At 55.2% G+C, this 15,969-nt stretch carries 16 protein-coding genes and 1 riboswitch; of the genes, 10 read left to right on the forward strand and 6 right to left on the reverse strand.

What is annotated here, in order from left to right:
• Window positions 1-653: 653 nt before the first annotated feature.
• Window positions 654-1,184: a MarR family winged helix-turn-helix transcriptional regulator gene (locus NIZ92_RS16450; protein ID WP_009460574.1), complete on the forward strand. Its 531-nt coding sequence runs from the start codon at window positions 654-656 to the stop codon at window positions 1,182-1,184.
• A gap of 94 nt (window positions 1,185-1,278) precedes the next feature.
• Window positions 1,279-2,505, forward strand: coding sequence for a bifunctional glutamate N-acetyltransferase/amino-acid acetyltransferase ArgJ (argJ, locus tag NIZ92_RS16455; RefSeq protein ID WP_137430655.1), 1,227 nt, complete (start codon window positions 1,279-1,281; stop codon window positions 2,503-2,505).
• A gap of 74 nt (window positions 2,506-2,579) precedes the next feature.
• Here the strand turns inward: argJ and NIZ92_RS16460 are convergent, their stop codons facing one another.
• On the reverse strand, window positions 2,580-2,741 hold the full coding sequence (locus NIZ92_RS16460) for a DUF1328 domain-containing protein (RefSeq protein WP_009460570.1): 162 nt from the start codon (window positions 2,739-2,741) through the stop codon (window positions 2,580-2,582).
• A gap of 105 nt (window positions 2,742-2,846) precedes the next feature.
• The gene (locus NIZ92_RS16465) at window positions 2,847-3,050 is read right to left on the reverse strand and encodes a CsbD family protein (protein ID WP_009460568.1); all 204 of its coding nucleotides are present in this window, start codon (window positions 3,048-3,050) and stop codon (window positions 2,847-2,849) included.
• A gap of 395 nt (window positions 3,051-3,445) precedes the next feature.
• Here NIZ92_RS16465 and rplU point away from each other — a divergent pair, with 395 nt between their 5' ends.
• From rplU to NIZ92_RS16490, 5 genes are all read left to right on the forward strand, one after another.
• Entirely contained in the window at window positions 3,446-3,757 is a 312-nt protein-coding gene (rplU, locus tag NIZ92_RS16470; protein WP_003801901.1) for a 50S ribosomal protein L21, read from the forward strand.
• Window positions 3,758-3,807: 50 nt separating this feature from the next.
• Window positions 3,808-4,068, forward strand: coding sequence for a 50S ribosomal protein L27 (rpmA, locus tag NIZ92_RS16475; RefSeq protein WP_009460566.1), 261 nt, complete (start codon window positions 3,808-3,810; stop codon window positions 4,066-4,068).
• Window positions 4,069-4,354: 286 nt separating this feature from the next.
• Window positions 4,355-5,443: a GTPase ObgE gene (gene obgE, locus NIZ92_RS16480; RefSeq protein WP_009460564.1), complete on the forward strand. Its 1,089-nt coding sequence runs from the start codon at window positions 4,355-4,357 to the stop codon at window positions 5,441-5,443.
• Between the two features lie 133 nt (window positions 5,444-5,576).
• Window positions 5,577-6,734: a glutamate 5-kinase gene (gene proB / locus NIZ92_RS16485; RefSeq protein WP_026484420.1), complete on the forward strand. Its 1,158-nt coding sequence runs from the start codon at window positions 5,577-5,579 to the stop codon at window positions 6,732-6,734.
• 129 nt (window positions 6,735-6,863) lie between these two features.
• Window positions 6,864-8,117, forward strand: a complete 1,254-nt coding sequence (locus NIZ92_RS16490) for a D-amino acid dehydrogenase (RefSeq protein WP_009460560.1) — start codon at window positions 6,864-6,866, stop codon at window positions 8,115-8,117.
• 87 nt (window positions 8,118-8,204) lie between these two features.
• On the opposite strand, the gene NIZ92_RS16495 is transcribed toward NIZ92_RS16490, so the two are convergent.
• Window positions 8,205-8,966, reverse strand: coding sequence for a helix-turn-helix domain-containing protein (locus NIZ92_RS16495; protein WP_035270428.1), 762 nt, complete (start codon window positions 8,964-8,966; stop codon window positions 8,205-8,207).
• 112 nt (window positions 8,967-9,078) lie between these two features.
• On the opposite strand from NIZ92_RS16495, the gene NIZ92_RS16500 reads away from it, so the two are divergent.
• The 3 genes from NIZ92_RS16500 (at window position 9,079) to thiC (ending at window position 12,150) form a co-directional block, all read left to right on the forward strand.
• Complete coding sequence (locus NIZ92_RS16500; protein ID WP_022983603.1) at window positions 9,079-9,453, forward strand: helix-turn-helix domain-containing protein; 375 nt, start codon at window positions 9,079-9,081, stop codon at window positions 9,451-9,453.
• A 212-nt stretch (window positions 9,454-9,665) separates the two neighbouring features.
• Window positions 9,666-10,043, forward strand: a complete 378-nt coding sequence (locus tag NIZ92_RS16505; protein WP_022983604.1) for a helix-turn-helix domain-containing protein — start codon at window positions 9,666-9,668, stop codon at window positions 10,041-10,043.
• Between the two features lie 40 nt (window positions 10,044-10,083).
• Window positions 10,084-10,178: riboswitch (TPP riboswitch) on the forward strand.
• Window positions 10,179-10,233: 55 nt separating this feature from the next.
• Entirely contained in the window at window positions 10,234-12,150 is a 1,917-nt protein-coding gene (gene thiC, locus NIZ92_RS16510) for a phosphomethylpyrimidine synthase ThiC (protein ID WP_060186658.1), read from the forward strand.
• A 1,150-nt stretch (window positions 12,151-13,300) separates the two neighbouring features.
• Here the strand turns inward: thiC and NIZ92_RS16515 are convergent.
• The 3 genes from NIZ92_RS16515 to NIZ92_RS16525 all read right to left on the reverse strand — a co-directional run bounded on the left by NIZ92_RS16515 (window position 13,301) and on the right by NIZ92_RS16525 (window position 15,943).
• A complete protein-coding gene (locus NIZ92_RS16515) occupies window positions 13,301-13,879 on the reverse strand; it encodes an OmpA family protein (protein ID WP_088453170.1) in 579 nt (192 codons plus the stop codon).
• A gap of 265 nt (window positions 13,880-14,144) precedes the next feature.
• On the reverse strand, window positions 14,145-15,134 hold the full coding sequence (locus tag NIZ92_RS16520) for a tripartite tricarboxylate transporter substrate binding protein (protein WP_026484425.1): 990 nt from the start codon (window positions 15,132-15,134) through the stop codon (window positions 14,145-14,147).
• 71 nt (window positions 15,135-15,205) lie between these two features.
• The gene (locus tag NIZ92_RS16525) at window positions 15,206-15,943 is read right to left on the reverse strand and encodes an amino acid ABC transporter ATP-binding protein (RefSeq protein WP_060186656.1); all 738 of its coding nucleotides are present in this window, start codon (window positions 15,941-15,943) and stop codon (window positions 15,206-15,208) included.
• Window positions 15,944-15,969: the final 26 nt, after the last annotated feature.

Below are 15,969 nucleotides of genomic sequence, written 5' to 3' on the forward strand. Positions count from 1 at the left end.
ATATTGTTTAGTTCTAAAGGATATTAGCAAAAAAAACGCTCCAGTATCAGCAATCCCGACTACGGGTTATCCGCAGTAGCGCATCATCCTCCGCTGTTTCAAGGGGTATCCTAGACTGATCCCGGCTCCTCTGAGGCCCTTGCCCGCGCAACGCAAAACTCAATAATGAATTTCAGGATATAAGAAATAAATCGATCTTCTGCATGCATTTTTTTCAATTAAGAAAAATTACGGCAGGCATTATTTTTGAAACAAAAAAAAGTATCAAAAAAAGCAGAAAAGTGATTAAGCGAACAGGCGATACAGAGGCAAATGCCTTATACTTCAACTAAATAATCACTTGAATTTAGCCAGCTTATCGTGTCGGATCAAAGTTAGAGCGCCGTCCGAAGATTATTCAAAGCCGTGGCCCTAAAAGTAAATAGCAGACAAGAGTTTGCATTTCCTTACCCAATGCTTTGCCTGCTTTGCCGGTGCTTTCTATCAAGTTGATTAATTTAAGCTTAAAAACGAATTTACTTTGATCTGTCGCAATGTCAAACTTCGAACCAGCCCCTAAGATACCCACCAAGCTAACCCAGCTTGCTCATGGCTGCGGTCTGCGTCCTTCAAAGCTAAACATTTTGGACATGCACCATTAAGGCAAGCTATCTATGATCATGAACGATATCCCCGCTTCCGCCGTCGCCGATGCCGCTCCCGACTTGGAAAGCCGTGCCCATAGCGACGACCACTTCGACACCCGCCTGTGGCTGCGCTTGATGGCCTGCACCAATCTGGTTGAAGGCGAAATTCGCAGTCGCCTGCGTACCGAGCACACGACCACACTGCCCCGTTTTGACCTGATGGCTCAATTGCAGCGTCAGCCCGCTGGCATGAAAATGAGCGAGCTGTCCCGTCACCTGATGGTCACCAACGGCAATATCACGGGCATTACCGATCAGCTGGAAAAAGAAGGTTTGGTCGAACGCATCAAGGTGCTCACCGACCGTCGCAGCTCCCTGATCCGCCTGACACCCAAGGGCAAGCGCCAGTTCAAGAAAATGGCGGCCTCCCACGAGCAGTGGCTACAGGAGATGTTTGCCAACCTGTCGGAAAAAGCGCGCGTCAACCTGTTTGAAGCCCTGGGCGAACTCAAGCTGATCACTCGCAACAACGTGGCCATGGCTGCTCGCGAAAGCTAAGCGCTCCGGCGCGACCAAAGATATGCTCAGGCGGCTCAAAGCAAGTATCATTACTGCTTTGAGCCGCCTTTAACATTGTTTTTCGGATCGCGTCATGGCCGTCAATCTGTTCATTCCCTCTGAATCTGATATTCACCCCGTTGCCGGTGTCAAAATCGGTATTGCCGAAGCCGGTATTCGCAAGGCCAACCGACGCGACCTGACCGTGTTTGAATTGGCCCCCGGCACCAGCGTGGCCGGTGTGTTCACCACCAACCGTTTCCGTGCTGCTCCAGTACAAGTGTGCGAAGCGCACTTGGCTACGCACGATGGCATCCGCGCCCTGGTCATCAATACCGGCAATGCCAACGCTGGCACAGGTCAGGCTGGTTTGGAAAAAGCACAGCAAACCTGCACGGAAACCGCGCGCCTGCTGAACATCCTGCCCCAGCAAGTGCTGCCCTTTTCCACCGGCGTGATTCTGGAGCCTCTGCCCATGGATCGCCTGCTGGGCGCTCTGCCTGCGGCGGTGAACGATCTGGCCGACAACAACTGGTTCAATGCTGCTCACAGCATCATGACCACCGACACGCAACCCAAAATCGTGTCTCGTCAAATCCAGCTGTCGGGTAAAACCATCACACTGACCGGCATCAGCAAGGGCGCGGGCATGATTCGCCCCAATATGGCCACCATGCTGGGTTACCTGGCTACGGACGCCGGTATTGCTCCCGAACTGCTGCGCGATATGTGCCGTCTGGCAGCGGACCGCTCTTTCAACCGCATTACGGTTGATGGCGACACCTCCACCAACGACTCCTTCATCATCATGGCAACCGGCCAAAGCGGTGTCACGGTAGAGTCGATTGCAGACCCGAACTACAACACCTTGCTGGATGCCCTGGTCGACGCCTCGCGCGAACTGGCCCAGAAAATCGTGCGTGACGCCGAAGGCGCCACCAAGTTCATGACCATTCAGGTTGATGACGCCGGTTCCAGCGAAGAAGCTCTGAAAGTGGCTTACGCCATCGCTCACTCACCTCTGGTGAAAACAGCCTTCTTTGCCTCCGACCCGAACCTGGGCCGTATTCTGTGCGCCATTGGCTACGCCGGCATTAGCGATTTGGACGTGAGCAAATTGCGTCTGTGGCTAGGCGATGTGCTGGTGGCCGTGAACGGTGGCCGCAACCCCGACTACCAGGAAGAAGATGGCCAGCGCGTCATGCAGGAAGCCGAAATTCTGGTACGTGTTTCTCTGGGCCGTGGCCAACACAGCGAAACGGTTTATACCTGCGACTTCTCGCACGAGTACGTCACTATCAACGCGGACTACCGCTCCTGATAAAAAAACCGTCTCCACCCAATCGGTGGAGACGGTTTTTCCTTACGGACAAGCCCGCCACTGGCGGGCTTGTTCTATTTCTTGCCCATGCCCTTGACCAGCGAGAGCACCGCCAGAATCAGGAACACGACAAACAGGATCTTGGCAATCGAAGCAGCACCAGCGGCAATGCCACCAAAACCCAGCACAGCAGCCACGATAGCTACAATAAAAAAGATTACGGCGTAGTAAAGCATACGATTCTCCTCATCATCAGTACGTACAGGGACAGCACCTTGTCTGACGGGCCATCTCAACGACAGCTCATGAAATACCTACAGACAAAAAAAGGTTCCCACCCGCTAACGGTCGTACTTGTCGTAGAAGTCTTTAACCTCGCGCTCCGCCTCTTCGCGGGTACGGCCATAGCGCTCTTGCACCAGACCGGCCAATTGCGTGGCATCCCCTTTCACCTTGGCCCACTCATCATCCGTAATTTCGCCCCAGACGCTGCGGGCTTTACCGGCCAGTTGTTTCCATTTGCCTTCGATCGTGTCCTTATTCATACGTTTCCCCTTAGTAGGTCCGAAAAATAAATGACTTACGCTTCTGTGAACGCAACAGCTCTACCGTAGCGGAAGGCGAGCCACTCAAAGGCCACAGATTGAGGAGAAATGTAACAAATTAGCGATATGCCCTGTTCTGGACGAGGCAGGTCCCCTCACACGTCCTTTACGACCCGAAGACAAGGGGCCTCCCCTGCCTACCCAGTGAAAAACGAAAGGATTGGATGCAAAATACAGACAGGAGAAGGCCCAAGCCATTGACAGCAAAGCCTTTTTGCCCTATTATTTTTTGCTTGGCATTTTGCGTGTCAAGATTTTTTTATGTTAGATGGCATTACAGCGGGCTGTTATTGGCCTTTTACGCGATGCCTGTTTGACTCTTTAAGGGATTCCCTATGTACGCGGTTATAAAAACCGGCGGTAAGCAATATCGCATTACTGCTGGCCAAAAACTCAAAATAGAACAGATACCGGCAGACATTGGGCAAGAAATTTCGCTTGACCAGGTTCTGTCCGTCGGCGAAGGTGAAGCACTGCAAATCGGTGCTCCTTTCGTTGCTGGCGCTGTGGTCAAGGCTACTGTTCTTGCGCAAGGCCGTCACGACAAAATCAAGATTTTCAAAATGCGCCGTCGCAAGCACTACCGCAAAACGCAAGGCCATCGTCAAAACTACACCGAAATCCGCATCGAAGCGATCAACGCCTAAGTTGTTGCTAAAAGCGAATTTGGTATTTTCTTCATCTAGGAGCTAAAGAAATGGCACAGAAGAAAGGCGGCGGCTCTACGCGGAACGGCCGTGACTCACAGGCCAAACGTCTGGGCGTTAAAGTCTACGGCGGTCAGGTAATTTCGGCTGGCGGCATCATTGTTCGTCAGCGCGGCACTCAGTTTCACCCCGGCGTGAACGTGGGCATTGGCAAAGACCACACCCTGTTCTCCCTGGTCGATGGCAAAGTTAAATTTTCCATCACTGGTGCTCTGAACAAGCGTACCGTTTCGGTCGTTGCTGGCGAATAAGCCACCCGATCAAAGCGTACTCGCTGCGAAAAAGCCCTGCCGCCCTAGGCAGGGCTTTTTTTATGCATGGCCAACCCGCCATCGCCCAAACCCGCCCACCCGGCTTAGCCAGTCTCCCTACGGCCACAGCAAGAGATTAAAAATCGGCCACTATCACGGCACATACCGGCAGATAAGCCAATCTCCTATACACTAAGCAATTGGGGTTTTTGTTTAAAATGGTCTGCTCCCAGACCAGCAGCCCATACGGTTCTGCGGCCCCTGGACCTATACAGCACTCATCACCATGAAATTCGTAGACGAAGCGACCATTGAAGTGGTCGCAGGCAAAGGTGGAAACGGCGCTGCCAGTTTTCGCCGAGAAAAATTTATTGAAAAAGGTGGCCCCAATGGCGGCGACGGTGGACGCGGTGGCAGCATTTATGCCGAGGCTGACCGTAACGTCAACACCTTGATCGACTACCGCTACGCCCGCCTGCACCGCGCTCGCAACGGCGAAAACGGCCGTGGGTCCGACCAATATGGCGCGGGTGGCGAGGACATCACCCTGCGTGTGCCCGTTGGCACCATGATTTTTGACGCAGAAACCGGCGAGCAGCTGTTTGACATGAAGCGTCATGGCGAAAAAATAACCCTGGCCCAAGGCGGCGCCGGTGGTTTGGGTAACCTGCACTTCAAATCCAGTGTGAACCGTGCCCCGCGTCAATTTACCTACGGCAAGGAAGGCGAGCATCGCAAGCTGCGTCTGGAACTGAAGGTGCTGGCTGATGTCGGTCTGCTGGGTATGCCCAACGCCGGTAAATCCACGCTGATCACCCGCATTTCCAACGCCAAGCCGCGCATTGCGGATTACCCCTTCACCACCTTGCACCCCAACCTGGGTGTGGTGCGTTCGTCCGAAGCCCACAGCTTTGTAGTGGCCGATATTCCTGGCCTGATCGAAGGCGCGTCGGAAGGTGCCGGCCTGGGACACTTGTTCCTGCGCCACCTGACCCGCACCCGTATCTTGCTGCATCTGCTGGACGTATCCAGCCTGGACCCGGACGAGGATGTTGTAGCCAAAGTGGCTGCAGAGGCCCGTGCCATTGTTGAAGAACTGCGTCTGTACAGCGAAGAGCTGTACGCCAAGCCACGCTGGCTGGTTCTGAACAAGCTGGACATGGTCTCGGACCCGGAAGACCTGAAAGCCCGCCTGCTCAAAGAGCTGAACTGGGAAGGCCCGGTCTTTGGTATCTCCGCCCTGACCGGTGTCGGTACACAGGATCTGGTCTATCAGCTGCAATCCTGGCTGGATGAAGAAAGCCGCAAAGAGCATATCGAGCAAGATATTGCCGACGGCACCCATATTTACGACGAGAGGTTTGCCCCAGACTGATCGTGCTACACAGGTCCAGGATCTAGACTCCAGGACTGAACCCCAAAATGCCCGGAAGACGCGGTTAAGCCAACCGCCCTACTCCTGGCATTTTCTCTATTTACACGCCAAGCGATGGATTTCTGAACTCGTCATGCAGCACTCTTCTCATTCTGAATCGGCCGTTGCGCAATCGCGCCGATTGGTTATTAAAGTAGGTTCCTCCCTGGTCACCAACGAGGGCAAAGGGATTGACCTGGATGCCGTAGAGCAATGGGCTACCCAGATTGCTCAACTGCATGCCCAAGGCAAGCAATTGGTGCTGGTTTCCAGCGGTGCCATTGCCGAAGGCATGGCCCGCCTGGGCTGGCCGCGCCGACCGAAGGCCATGAATGAGTTGCAAGCGGCGGCGGCCGTCGGCCAGATGGGCTTGATTCAAGCCTATGAAGTGGCTTTTGCCCGCCATGGTGTGCGCACCGCTCAGATTCTGCTGACCCATGAAGATCTGGCCGACCGCCATCGCTACCTGAATGCACGAGGCACCATCAACACCTTGCTGGACCTGGGTGTAGTCCCCATCGTGAACGAGAACGACACGGTGGTCACGGATGAAATCCGCGTGGGCGACAACGACACGCTGGGCGCACTGGTCACCAACCTGATCGAAGCCGAAACCCTGATTATCCTGACCGACCAGGCTGGCCTTTACAGTGCCGACCCGCGCAGCAATCCCGATGCGCAGTTCATCTCGCTGGGACAGGCGGGCGATCCGACGCTGGAAGCCATGGCAGGCGGCTCGGGCAGCAATATCGGCACCGGCGGCATGATCACCAAAATCCTGGCCGCCAAACGCGCTGCGCAAAGCGGTGGCCACACCATTATTGCCTCTGGCCGCGAACAGCAAGTCCTGTCCCGCCTGGCGCAAGGTGAGCGCATCGGCACCGAGCTGCGTGCCACCCTGCCCGTACGCTCGGCCCGTCAACGCTGGCTGGTCGACCAGTTGCGTGTGCGTGGTCGCGTATCGCTGGACGAAGGCGCTGTACGTGCGCTGGTAGACGGTCACAAGAGCCTGCTGCCCGTCGGTGTCACCCATGTAGAAGGCGAATTTGACCGTGGCGACGTGGTGGCCTGCGTGGACAAGCACGGCGTGGAATACGCCCGTGGTCTGATCAACTACTCCTCAGACGACACCCGCCGCATCATGGGCCAACCCAGCCACCTGATCAATGAATTGCTGGGCAGCGAACACGATACAGAGCTGATACACCGTAACAATATGGTGTTCCCACGCAGTGCACCGGATCAGGACTAATCCTTGACCCCTACCCTGCCCGCCTGTTGAAATAGACGGATAAAACGTATCGAATTGCGACAGTGCGCGCGGTTTTTTCGCGCCTGATTGCAACACTTTCCCTTTCGGGCGATGCGCCCAAGGAACCGTATGAAGATCCTCGTGCTAGGTGCTGGCGTAGAAGGCGTAACCAGCGCTTATTATCTTGCCCGCCAAGGACACAGCGTAACGGTCATCGACCGCATGGCTGGGCCCGCTCTGGAAACCAGTTTTGCCAACGCCGGTCAGTTGTCCTTTGGCTATGCCTGCCCTTGGGCTGCGCCGGGTATCCCGCGCAAAGCCATCAAGTGGATGTTCGACGAACATCCGGCCCTGACGATTCGCCCGGATGGCACGCTGACACAAATCAAGTGGCTGCTGGCCATGTGGCGCAACTGCACAGCAGACCGCTACGCCATCAATAAAGAACGCATGGTACGTCTGGCTGAATACAGCCGCCACTGCATGGCCGAGTTGCGCGCCCAGACCGACATTCAATTCGAGCACCGTGCCCAAGGCACCTTGCAGCTTTTCCGTACGCAAAAGCAGCTGGACGGCATTGCCGCCGACATCGAGGTCCTGAAAGAAGCTGGCGTGCCCTACGAGCTGCTGTCCGCCTCCGAATTGCACACGATTGAGCCGGCTCTGCGCCACGTAGAGCACAAACTAAGCGGTGGCCTGCGCTTCCCGGAAGATGAAACCGGCGACTGCCAGATGTTCACCCGCCGCCTTAGCGAATTGGCCGAGAAGGAAGGCGTGGAATTCCGCTGGAACCAGAACATTCAGCGCATTCACAGCAACGGCACGCAGATCAGCGGCGTCCAAAGCTCCGATGGCCTGTTGACTGCCGATGCCTACGTGGTGGCCTTGGGCTCCTGGTCTACGGGTTTGATGAAAGACCTGCAGGCCATCCCGGTCTACCCGTTAAAGGGCTACTCCATTACCGCCACAATTGCGGATGCCTCGCGTGCGCCTCAGTCCACGTTGCTGGATGAAAGCTACAAGATCGCCCTGACCCGCTTTGATAATCGCATTCGCGTGGGCGGCATGGCCGAGGTCGTCGGCTTTAACAAGCGCCTGAATCCCCGCCGTGAACAGACCTTGCTGATGGTCCTGAATGATCTGTTCCCCGGCAGCTACCAAAGCGATGCAGATCTGCATTTCTGGACCGGCCTGCGTCCCAAGACGCCGGACAGCACCCCAATTGTGGGGCGTAGCCGCTACTCCAATCTGTTCCTGAACACCGGCCACGGTACGCTGGGATGGACCTTGGCTACCGGCAGTGCGCAATTGCTGGCTGATCTGATCAGCAACAAGGAGCCTGCCATCCGTGCAGACGACTTGTCAGTGCAGCGCTATTACTAAGCCCTGCCCCCCCACAGCATGAACAAAGGCTCTGCCGGTATAACCGACAGGGCCTTTTTCAACTGCCCTGCCCTGATGACATCCTGACTAGGCCAGCAACTGGCAATTAGCAGCGAACATATAGCCCCAGTTATGAATCGAGCGGATAGGCAGAACCGTGCCTCCCTGGTTGAATTTGCGTCTCATACGGCTGACCAGAACGCCCAGACGGTTGATATGCGAAGCACCGGGCGGATTGCTGATTACATCCGTTTTACTAGCCACAGCCCGCATCAACTCGTAATGACTGGCCCGGCGATCCTCTTCGCGCAGCAAGCGGACGATGAAGGCGCGCTCCGTGCTGGTCAGGCTAAACGAGATCCCGACAGGCGATATCAAGGCCCAGCCCTCCTGATCCAGCACCCACTCCTGGGGCTGAGACGGTTCAGGAATGATGGGCATCTGCATCATGCGCCGCTGCAAGCTGTGCAAACTGGCTGCCAGCAACTCCAAAGACGCATCCCTGGGGCAAAACTGATCTCCGCCGCTATGCAAGGCTTGCAGCATGGCCGAGTCCGTCGCATCAGACTGCATCAGGATTCCAATTTGCGGACACAGCATACGTAAGCGCACGGCCGCCGAGCAGATTTCCGCCAAGGCCCCGCCCAACCAGGCAATACATATCGAACCGGCGTAACGGCCCCGCGTTTGGGCCAACTGCAGCAAAGCCGTCGCATCCGGGCAAAAAATAAGACGATAACCACGTTCTGCCAGAGCCTGAATTTGTTGTTCTAGTAAGTTTCGATCAGGGATAGCCGTGGCCAGGTACAGAACAACAGGACCGCCAGCAATTTCATTTGCAACCGACATAGTTGATACCTTAACTATAATGACATCTGATGACTATGCCGGACAGTATAAATCACGACTGTGATTTTTAATTAAAACCATCGTGTTTGGCTTTACATCAACAATCTGTTGTGTGAAACATTTCTCCGAACGCCTTCGCCACGCACGTCAACATCGCGGTCTTTCTCAGGCAGATTTGGCACGTCTATGCGGATTGACCCAGAGCGCCATCTCCAATTATGAAAATGGCACTCGTCGGGATGCGCGTGAAATTCTGGAGTTGAGCAGAGCCTTGAATGTCAGCGCTTTGTGGTTGCGCAAGGGGATCGGCACGATGGAGTTCACGCAGGACAGCTACACATTGTCCGAACCCCTGGATGGTCCTCCCATTGTTACCTGGCCTTTCCGTTTGTTTTCCGTCGATGAAGTGGTTGCTTTGGCAGATGGCGAACGTGATTTGCTCGATCGCACTTTGCGTCATTTACTGGACGGCATGAAAAAACGCTAGGCACCGTACGTTCTACCCGCCTATACCGCCTGCCTTGTTAAACGCCCCTGACATTCAAGCTTTAAGCACAGGCTTGAACCCGACAAATCTGGTGCTGCCCCCATCTTAAGCTTCTCTTCGTTTCATTCAGCCGGTTAAGCCAGACATTTTTATCACATACGACATTTTTACTCAAAACCATCGTGCAGGGCGTTCCATGAACAATCTGTACTGTGAAACACTTCTCTGATCGCCTCCGCCACGCCCGCCTGCAACGCGGCTTTTCTCAAGCCGAGCTGGCTCGTCTGTGCAACCTCAGTCAAAGCGCCATCTCCAATTACGAGAGTGGTACGCGGCGTGACGCGCGCGAAATTCTGGATCTGGCCAAAGCCCTGAATATCAGTGCTCAATGGCTGAAAAACGGGTTGGGCAATATGGAGCTGAGTGCAGCCCATGCCACCACCTTGCAAGACTCCGGCGAAGGCCCACCGATTGTGACCTGGCCCTTCAACCGCTTTTCCGTGGACGAGATTGTGGCTTTGCCGCCCAAAGAGCGTGACCATCTGGATCAAACCATCCGTCATCTGCTCAACGGTATGAAAAGAAAATAAGCCTTATACGTCCACAAGCAGCTCCAAGATACCTATACTTGTCAGCACGCAGGGGTACTCGCCATTTGGCGGGTTGAGATAAACCCTCGTACCAGTACGGATAATGCCGATGCTGGGAGCGTGTGCCACAGGTGCAATGCCTGCACGGCACTTCTTCCTATATCGGCTCCACCATTTCTTTGGAGCTGCAATGACAAGCAAAACCCCTTCTTTTACGGCCACAGCGGCCAGCGTAGACCCGGCTGCGATCCAGCCCTTACCCAACTCCCGAAAAATCTACCAAACCGGCTCACGGCCTGATCTGCGTGTGCCTTTTCGGGAAATCTCCCTGGCTGATACGCCCAGCCACTTCGGCGCCGAGCCGAATCCTCCCTTAAGCGTTTATGACACCAGTGGTCCTTACACGGACCCCTCGGTACAGATCGATATTCGCAAAGGCCTGCCCCCGCTACGTCAAGCCTGGATCAGCGAGCGCAAGGACACCGAGTTGATGGCGGGGCTCAACAGCCAGTACGGTCAGGCTCGCCAGGCCGATCCGGAGCTGGATACTTTGCGCTTCGAGTTGAAGCGTCAGCCACGACGCAGCATTTCGGGCACTAATGTCACGCAAATGCATTACGCACGGCGCGGCATCATCACTCCCGAAATGGAGTTTGTGGCGATTCGGGAAAATCTGCGACGCGAGCAATACATTGAAAGCTTGCGCGCCAGCGGTCCGCAAGGTGAAGAGATGGCTCGTCGCCTGACCAAGGTACACCCTGGTCAAGGTTTCGGTGCCAGCTTGCCCACCACGGTCACCCCCGAGTTTGTTCGTGATGAAATTGCGCGTGGCCGAGCCATTTTGCCCGCCAATATCAACCACCCGGAAACCGAGCCCATGATTATTGGCCGCAATTTCCTGGTGAAGATCAACGCCAATATCGGTAACTCCGCCCTGGGCTCCACCATTGGCGAAGAGGTCGAAAAAATGACCTGGGCGATTCGCTGGGGTGCGGACACCATCATGGATTTGTCCACGGGCAAGAATATCCATGAGACGCGCGAATGGATTATTCGCAACTCGCCGGTTCCTGTCGGTACGGTGCCTATTTACCAGGCCCTGGAAAAGGTCGGCGGCATTGCCGAAGATCTGACTTGGGATATTTTCCGCGACACCTTGATTGAGCAGGCCGAGCAAGGCGTGGACTATTTCACCATTCATGCCGGTGTGCGTTTGCCCTTTATTCCCATGACGGCCAGCCGCATGACAGGCATTGTTTCGCGCGGTGGTTCCATCATGGCAAAGTGGTGTCTGGCGCATCACCGCGAAAGCTTCCTGTACGAGCATTTCGAGGACATCTGCGAGATCATGAAGCAGTACGACGTGGCTTTCTCGCTAGGCGATGGCTTGCGTCCCGGCTCGGGCTATGACGCTAATGATCAGGCACAATTCGCGGAACTGCGTACCCTGGGCGAGTTGACCCAGGTAGCGTGGAAGCATGATGTTCAAGTCATGATTGAAGGTCCTGGTCATGTGCCTTTGCATTTGATTCCAGAGAACATGCAGTTGCAGCTGGAGCACTGTCATGAGGCCCCCTTCTACACCTTGGGGCCTTTGGCAACGGACATTGCGCCGGGCTACGATCACATCACTTCCGGTTTGGGTGCAGCGATGATTGCCTGGCAAGGTACGGCGATGCTGTGCTATGTGACGCCCAAGGAGCATCTGGGCTTGCCGAACAAGAAGGACGTGAAGGACGGCATCATCACTTACAAGATCGCAGCACATGCCGCGGACTTGGCCAAGGGACATCCTTCGGCGGCATTCCGGGATAATGCCTTGTCCAAGGCGCGCTTTGAATTCCGCTGGGATGATCAATTCAATCTGGGTCTGGACCCGGATACAGCGCGTGAGTTCCACGACGAGACTTTGCCGAAAGACTCGATGAAAGTGGCGCACTTCTGCTCCATGTGTGGCCCCAAGTTCTGCAGCATGAAGATTTCACAGGATGTACGGGACTATGCCAAGGCTAACGGTCTGGATGAACAGTCCGCTGTGGATCAGGGGATGAAGGAAATGTCAGTGCAGTTTGTTCAACAGGGCAGCAAGCTGTATCAGGAGGCTTGATGCTGTGTTGAATGCGGGCCTGGTGTGAACATGATCTTTGTTTGATCAGGCCTTGATAGGTTGAAGCCCTGGGTGGATTATTTCTGCCTGGGGCTTTTTCTTTTTGGGGGCTTCGTCATTTCATTTAATTGGAAAGCGAGGTTTAACAGTCGGAAGAGATCGTTGCTGAAGACGCCAGTTAAGCCTAGCTTCAGGGTGTCCGGGCTGAGGGTTTGCCGGTGCTGCGCACCGGTGCCCTTGTCAGGAGATAGCTACGGGCGCATCCTGAACTCGCCGGGTACTTGGTCCCCCGGACCAAGTACAAGCGTCCGGCTCAAACAGCAGGATGCTTGCACCCCTACGCTATCTCCCGACCGCGGCAAACCCTCTGAACCGCCCGGACACCCTGAAGCTAGGCTTAACTGGCTCACAATCGTTTTTTTCTGGACGGTTCAAACTGTATGCTTGAATAGCGTGTGGCACTTTCCTGGTCTGCGTCGAATCTCTGACCTCTGACCTCTGACCTCTGACCTATCACCCATCACCCATCACCTATCACCTATCACCTATCACCTGAGACCTTTCACCTCCGACCTCTCTCCTCAGACGTCAAACCTCAGACCCAAGATCCGAAATCCCAAATCTCAGACCCAGACCCAGACCCTCAATACATGATTGCTTGAATAGCCACGGTATGAGCCCTTGGGGGCGGTGGGGACCCGGAGGGGCGATTCAGAGTACTTGCCGCAGGCGGGGGCATCATCCGGGGTGCAAGCACTCTGCTGTTTGAGCGGGACGCTTGTGGTTCGTCCGGGGGACGAACCACCCCGCGAGTTCAGAGTGCGCCCGGATGATGCCCTCGACAAGGGGACCGGTGCGCAGCACCGGCAAGTGCTCAAGCCCCTCCGGGTGCCCACCGCCCCCAAGGGCGTGCTCATTACTGCGTTCTACTCAATAATCAGCCCTGCCCCTCTCAAGTAACGTTAATGCCATCAACGACAACAGATAACCACCAATCAGCAGTTCACAACTAATAACTGACAACTGACAACTGACAACTGACAGAACATGCTGCCCTCAAACCATGCCCTCACTCCCCGATCAAACAAAAAAAAGCCCGGTTAAAAAACCGGGCCTTTTGTCAGCACGCCTTAAGGCGGCAAGCAGAGACTTACTTCTGCGGAGCGTACAAATACAACTCCACGCGGCGGTTCATGGCACGGCCTTCAGCCGTCGCATTATCCCCAATAGGAGCGTTCGGGCCACGGCCTTCTACCATCAAACGACCTTGTCCCACACCTTGCTGCGTCAGGTAATTCGTCACAGCGCTTGCGCGGTTAACCGACAAAGTTTGATTGGTCTGTGCCGACCCGGTGCTATCGGTATGACCGACAGCCTTGGCACGCAACTCTGGATGCTGATTCATGGCGCGAGCCACACTATCCAGAACAGGCAGCAAAGCAGGCTTTAACTGATAATGGCCGGTATCAAACGACACACTGCTAGGAATATTGACCCGCAAGCTGCCATCGGGCATTTCGGTCACATCCACACCCAGGCCAGTTGCGCCAGACTGCTGAACATCCTTTTTAATGCCAGACCAGTTGTACGCTGCAATACCACCAGCCAGTGCACCGATACCTGCACCAATCATGGCGGCCTTACTGCTATCACCAATCAAAGCCCCAAGACCAGCCCCCACAGCAGCGCCGCCACCCGCACCCACTGCGGTACGACCACCTGTACTCATATTGTCCATCGTGCCGCAAGCGGCCAAAAGGGAAAGAGCACCAGCACATGCTGCTAATTTTGCAGAACGAATGGAAATTGTCATTATTGGCTCCGTAATCTCAAATTAAGTACCAGGACCGCTTGAATGCCTCCAATACTAGCAAGAGGCACCGCAAGCAGGTACTTCAAAACAGACTTCACTGCCTTCTTTAACAATTCTTGATCTTGCCAGCGACCACACAAACTGCAGTCACTGATTGCCTGGGGGCTAAGTACTTGAAAGCTTAGAACAACTCGGCACCCGAGTCGGCAACGACTTCTTTGTACTTCTTCAGATCATTGCTGACAAGCTCGCTGAACTCAGCCATGGTACCAGGCTGCACATCCGAGCCCATGGTAGCCAGTGCTTCACGCACTGCCGGGTCCATCAAAGCCTTGGAGTAAGCGGCATGCAGCTTGTCCAGCACAGGCTGTGGTGTACCGCCCGTAGCAAACACTCCAAACCAGGTGCCCAGATCAAAAGGCTTCACGCCAGCCTGCTCCATGGTGGGAACATCAGGCAGGAAGCTGGAACGCTCCAGAGTCGTCACAGCCAGGGCCTTGACGGTATCTGCCTTGATCAACGGCGCTGCCGAAGCCAGGTTGTCAAACATGAAATGCACTTGGCCTGCCAGCAAGGCCGTCTTGGCGGGGTTGGCACCGGCGTAAGGCACATGCACGGAATTGATCTCGGCACGGGTGTTCAGGACCTCACCGGCCAGATGACCCGCACTGCCATTACCACCCGAAGCAAAGTTCATTTGACCGGGATGCTCTTTGGCGTAGCTGATCAGATCCTGCACCGAAGCAATCTTGTTTTGTTCGGCAAACTCTTTGTTCACGATCAGAATGTTAGGCACCGAGGCAACCAGGGCGATAGGCGCAAAGCTTTCGACCGGGTCAAAAGGCACCGTCTTGTACAGCCAGGGGTTGATGGAGTTGATCGCCACCGCCCCCATCATCAGGGTATAGCCGTCCGGAGCGGCCTTGGCCACAATGCTGGCACCGATATTGCCACCCGCACCCGACTTGTTCTCCACCACAACCGTGCCCAGGTCGCCTTTGACGCGTTCAGCCAGCAAGCGAGCCATGCTGTCCAAAGGGCCACCCGGTGGATAAGGCACCACGAACTGGATAGGTTTGGAAGGATAAGCATCCTCCGCCATTACAGCCGGGGCAGCCATGACAGCCGCGACACCAGAGACAGCCAGCAGCCACTTACAGACTCGAAACATCACTTTTTTTCCTTGAAATAAAAATGCATATGGGCTGCACAAGGCAGCCCATACAGAGCAGCCACTGATCCTTAATGAATGATCTGGCTTAAGAACTCACGCGTTCTTTCACTGCGTGGCGAGTCAAAGAACTCATCAGGCGTATTTTGCTCGATGATTTCGCCCTGATCCATAAAAATGACCCGATCAGCCACTTTACGCGCAAAACCCATCTCGTGGGTCACGCACAACATCGTCATGCCGGTATGGGCCAGCTCGACCATCACTTCCAGCACTTCCTTGACCATTTCCGGGTCCAGCGCCGAGGTCGGCTCGTCAAACAGCATAATTTTAGGCTCCATGCACAAGGAACGCGCAATGGCCACCCGCTGTTGCTGTCCGCCAGAGAGCTGTCCGGGATACTTGTTGGCCTGCTCTGGAATACGTACACGCTCCAGATACTTCATGGCCAGCTCCTGAGCCTGGGCCTTGGTCTTGCGACGAACCCACATCGGCCCCAAAGTCAGGTTTTCCATCACGGTCAGGTGAGGAAACAGATTGAAGTGCTGAAACACCATGCCCACGTCTCGCCGAATAGCCTCGACCTGACGCACATCGTTGGTGAGCTCTTCACCGGACACAATGATCTGCCCTTTCTGATGCTCTTCCAGGCGGTTAATGCAGCGGATCAGGGTGGACTTGCCCGAACCCGAAGGCCCACAAATAACGATGCGCTCGCCGGGGGCCACATCCAGATTGATATCGCGCAGCACATGGAACTGCCCGTACCATTTATTGACGTTCTTTAGCTGAATAATGGCGTCTGCCATGCAAAACTCCTTGTCTGGCCAGCAAA

The organism is Alcaligenes sp. 1735tsa3, from assembly GCF_024134565.1.
Taxonomy (GTDB): domain Bacteria; phylum Pseudomonadota; class Gammaproteobacteria; order Burkholderiales; family Burkholderiaceae_B; genus Alcaligenes; species Alcaligenes phenolicus.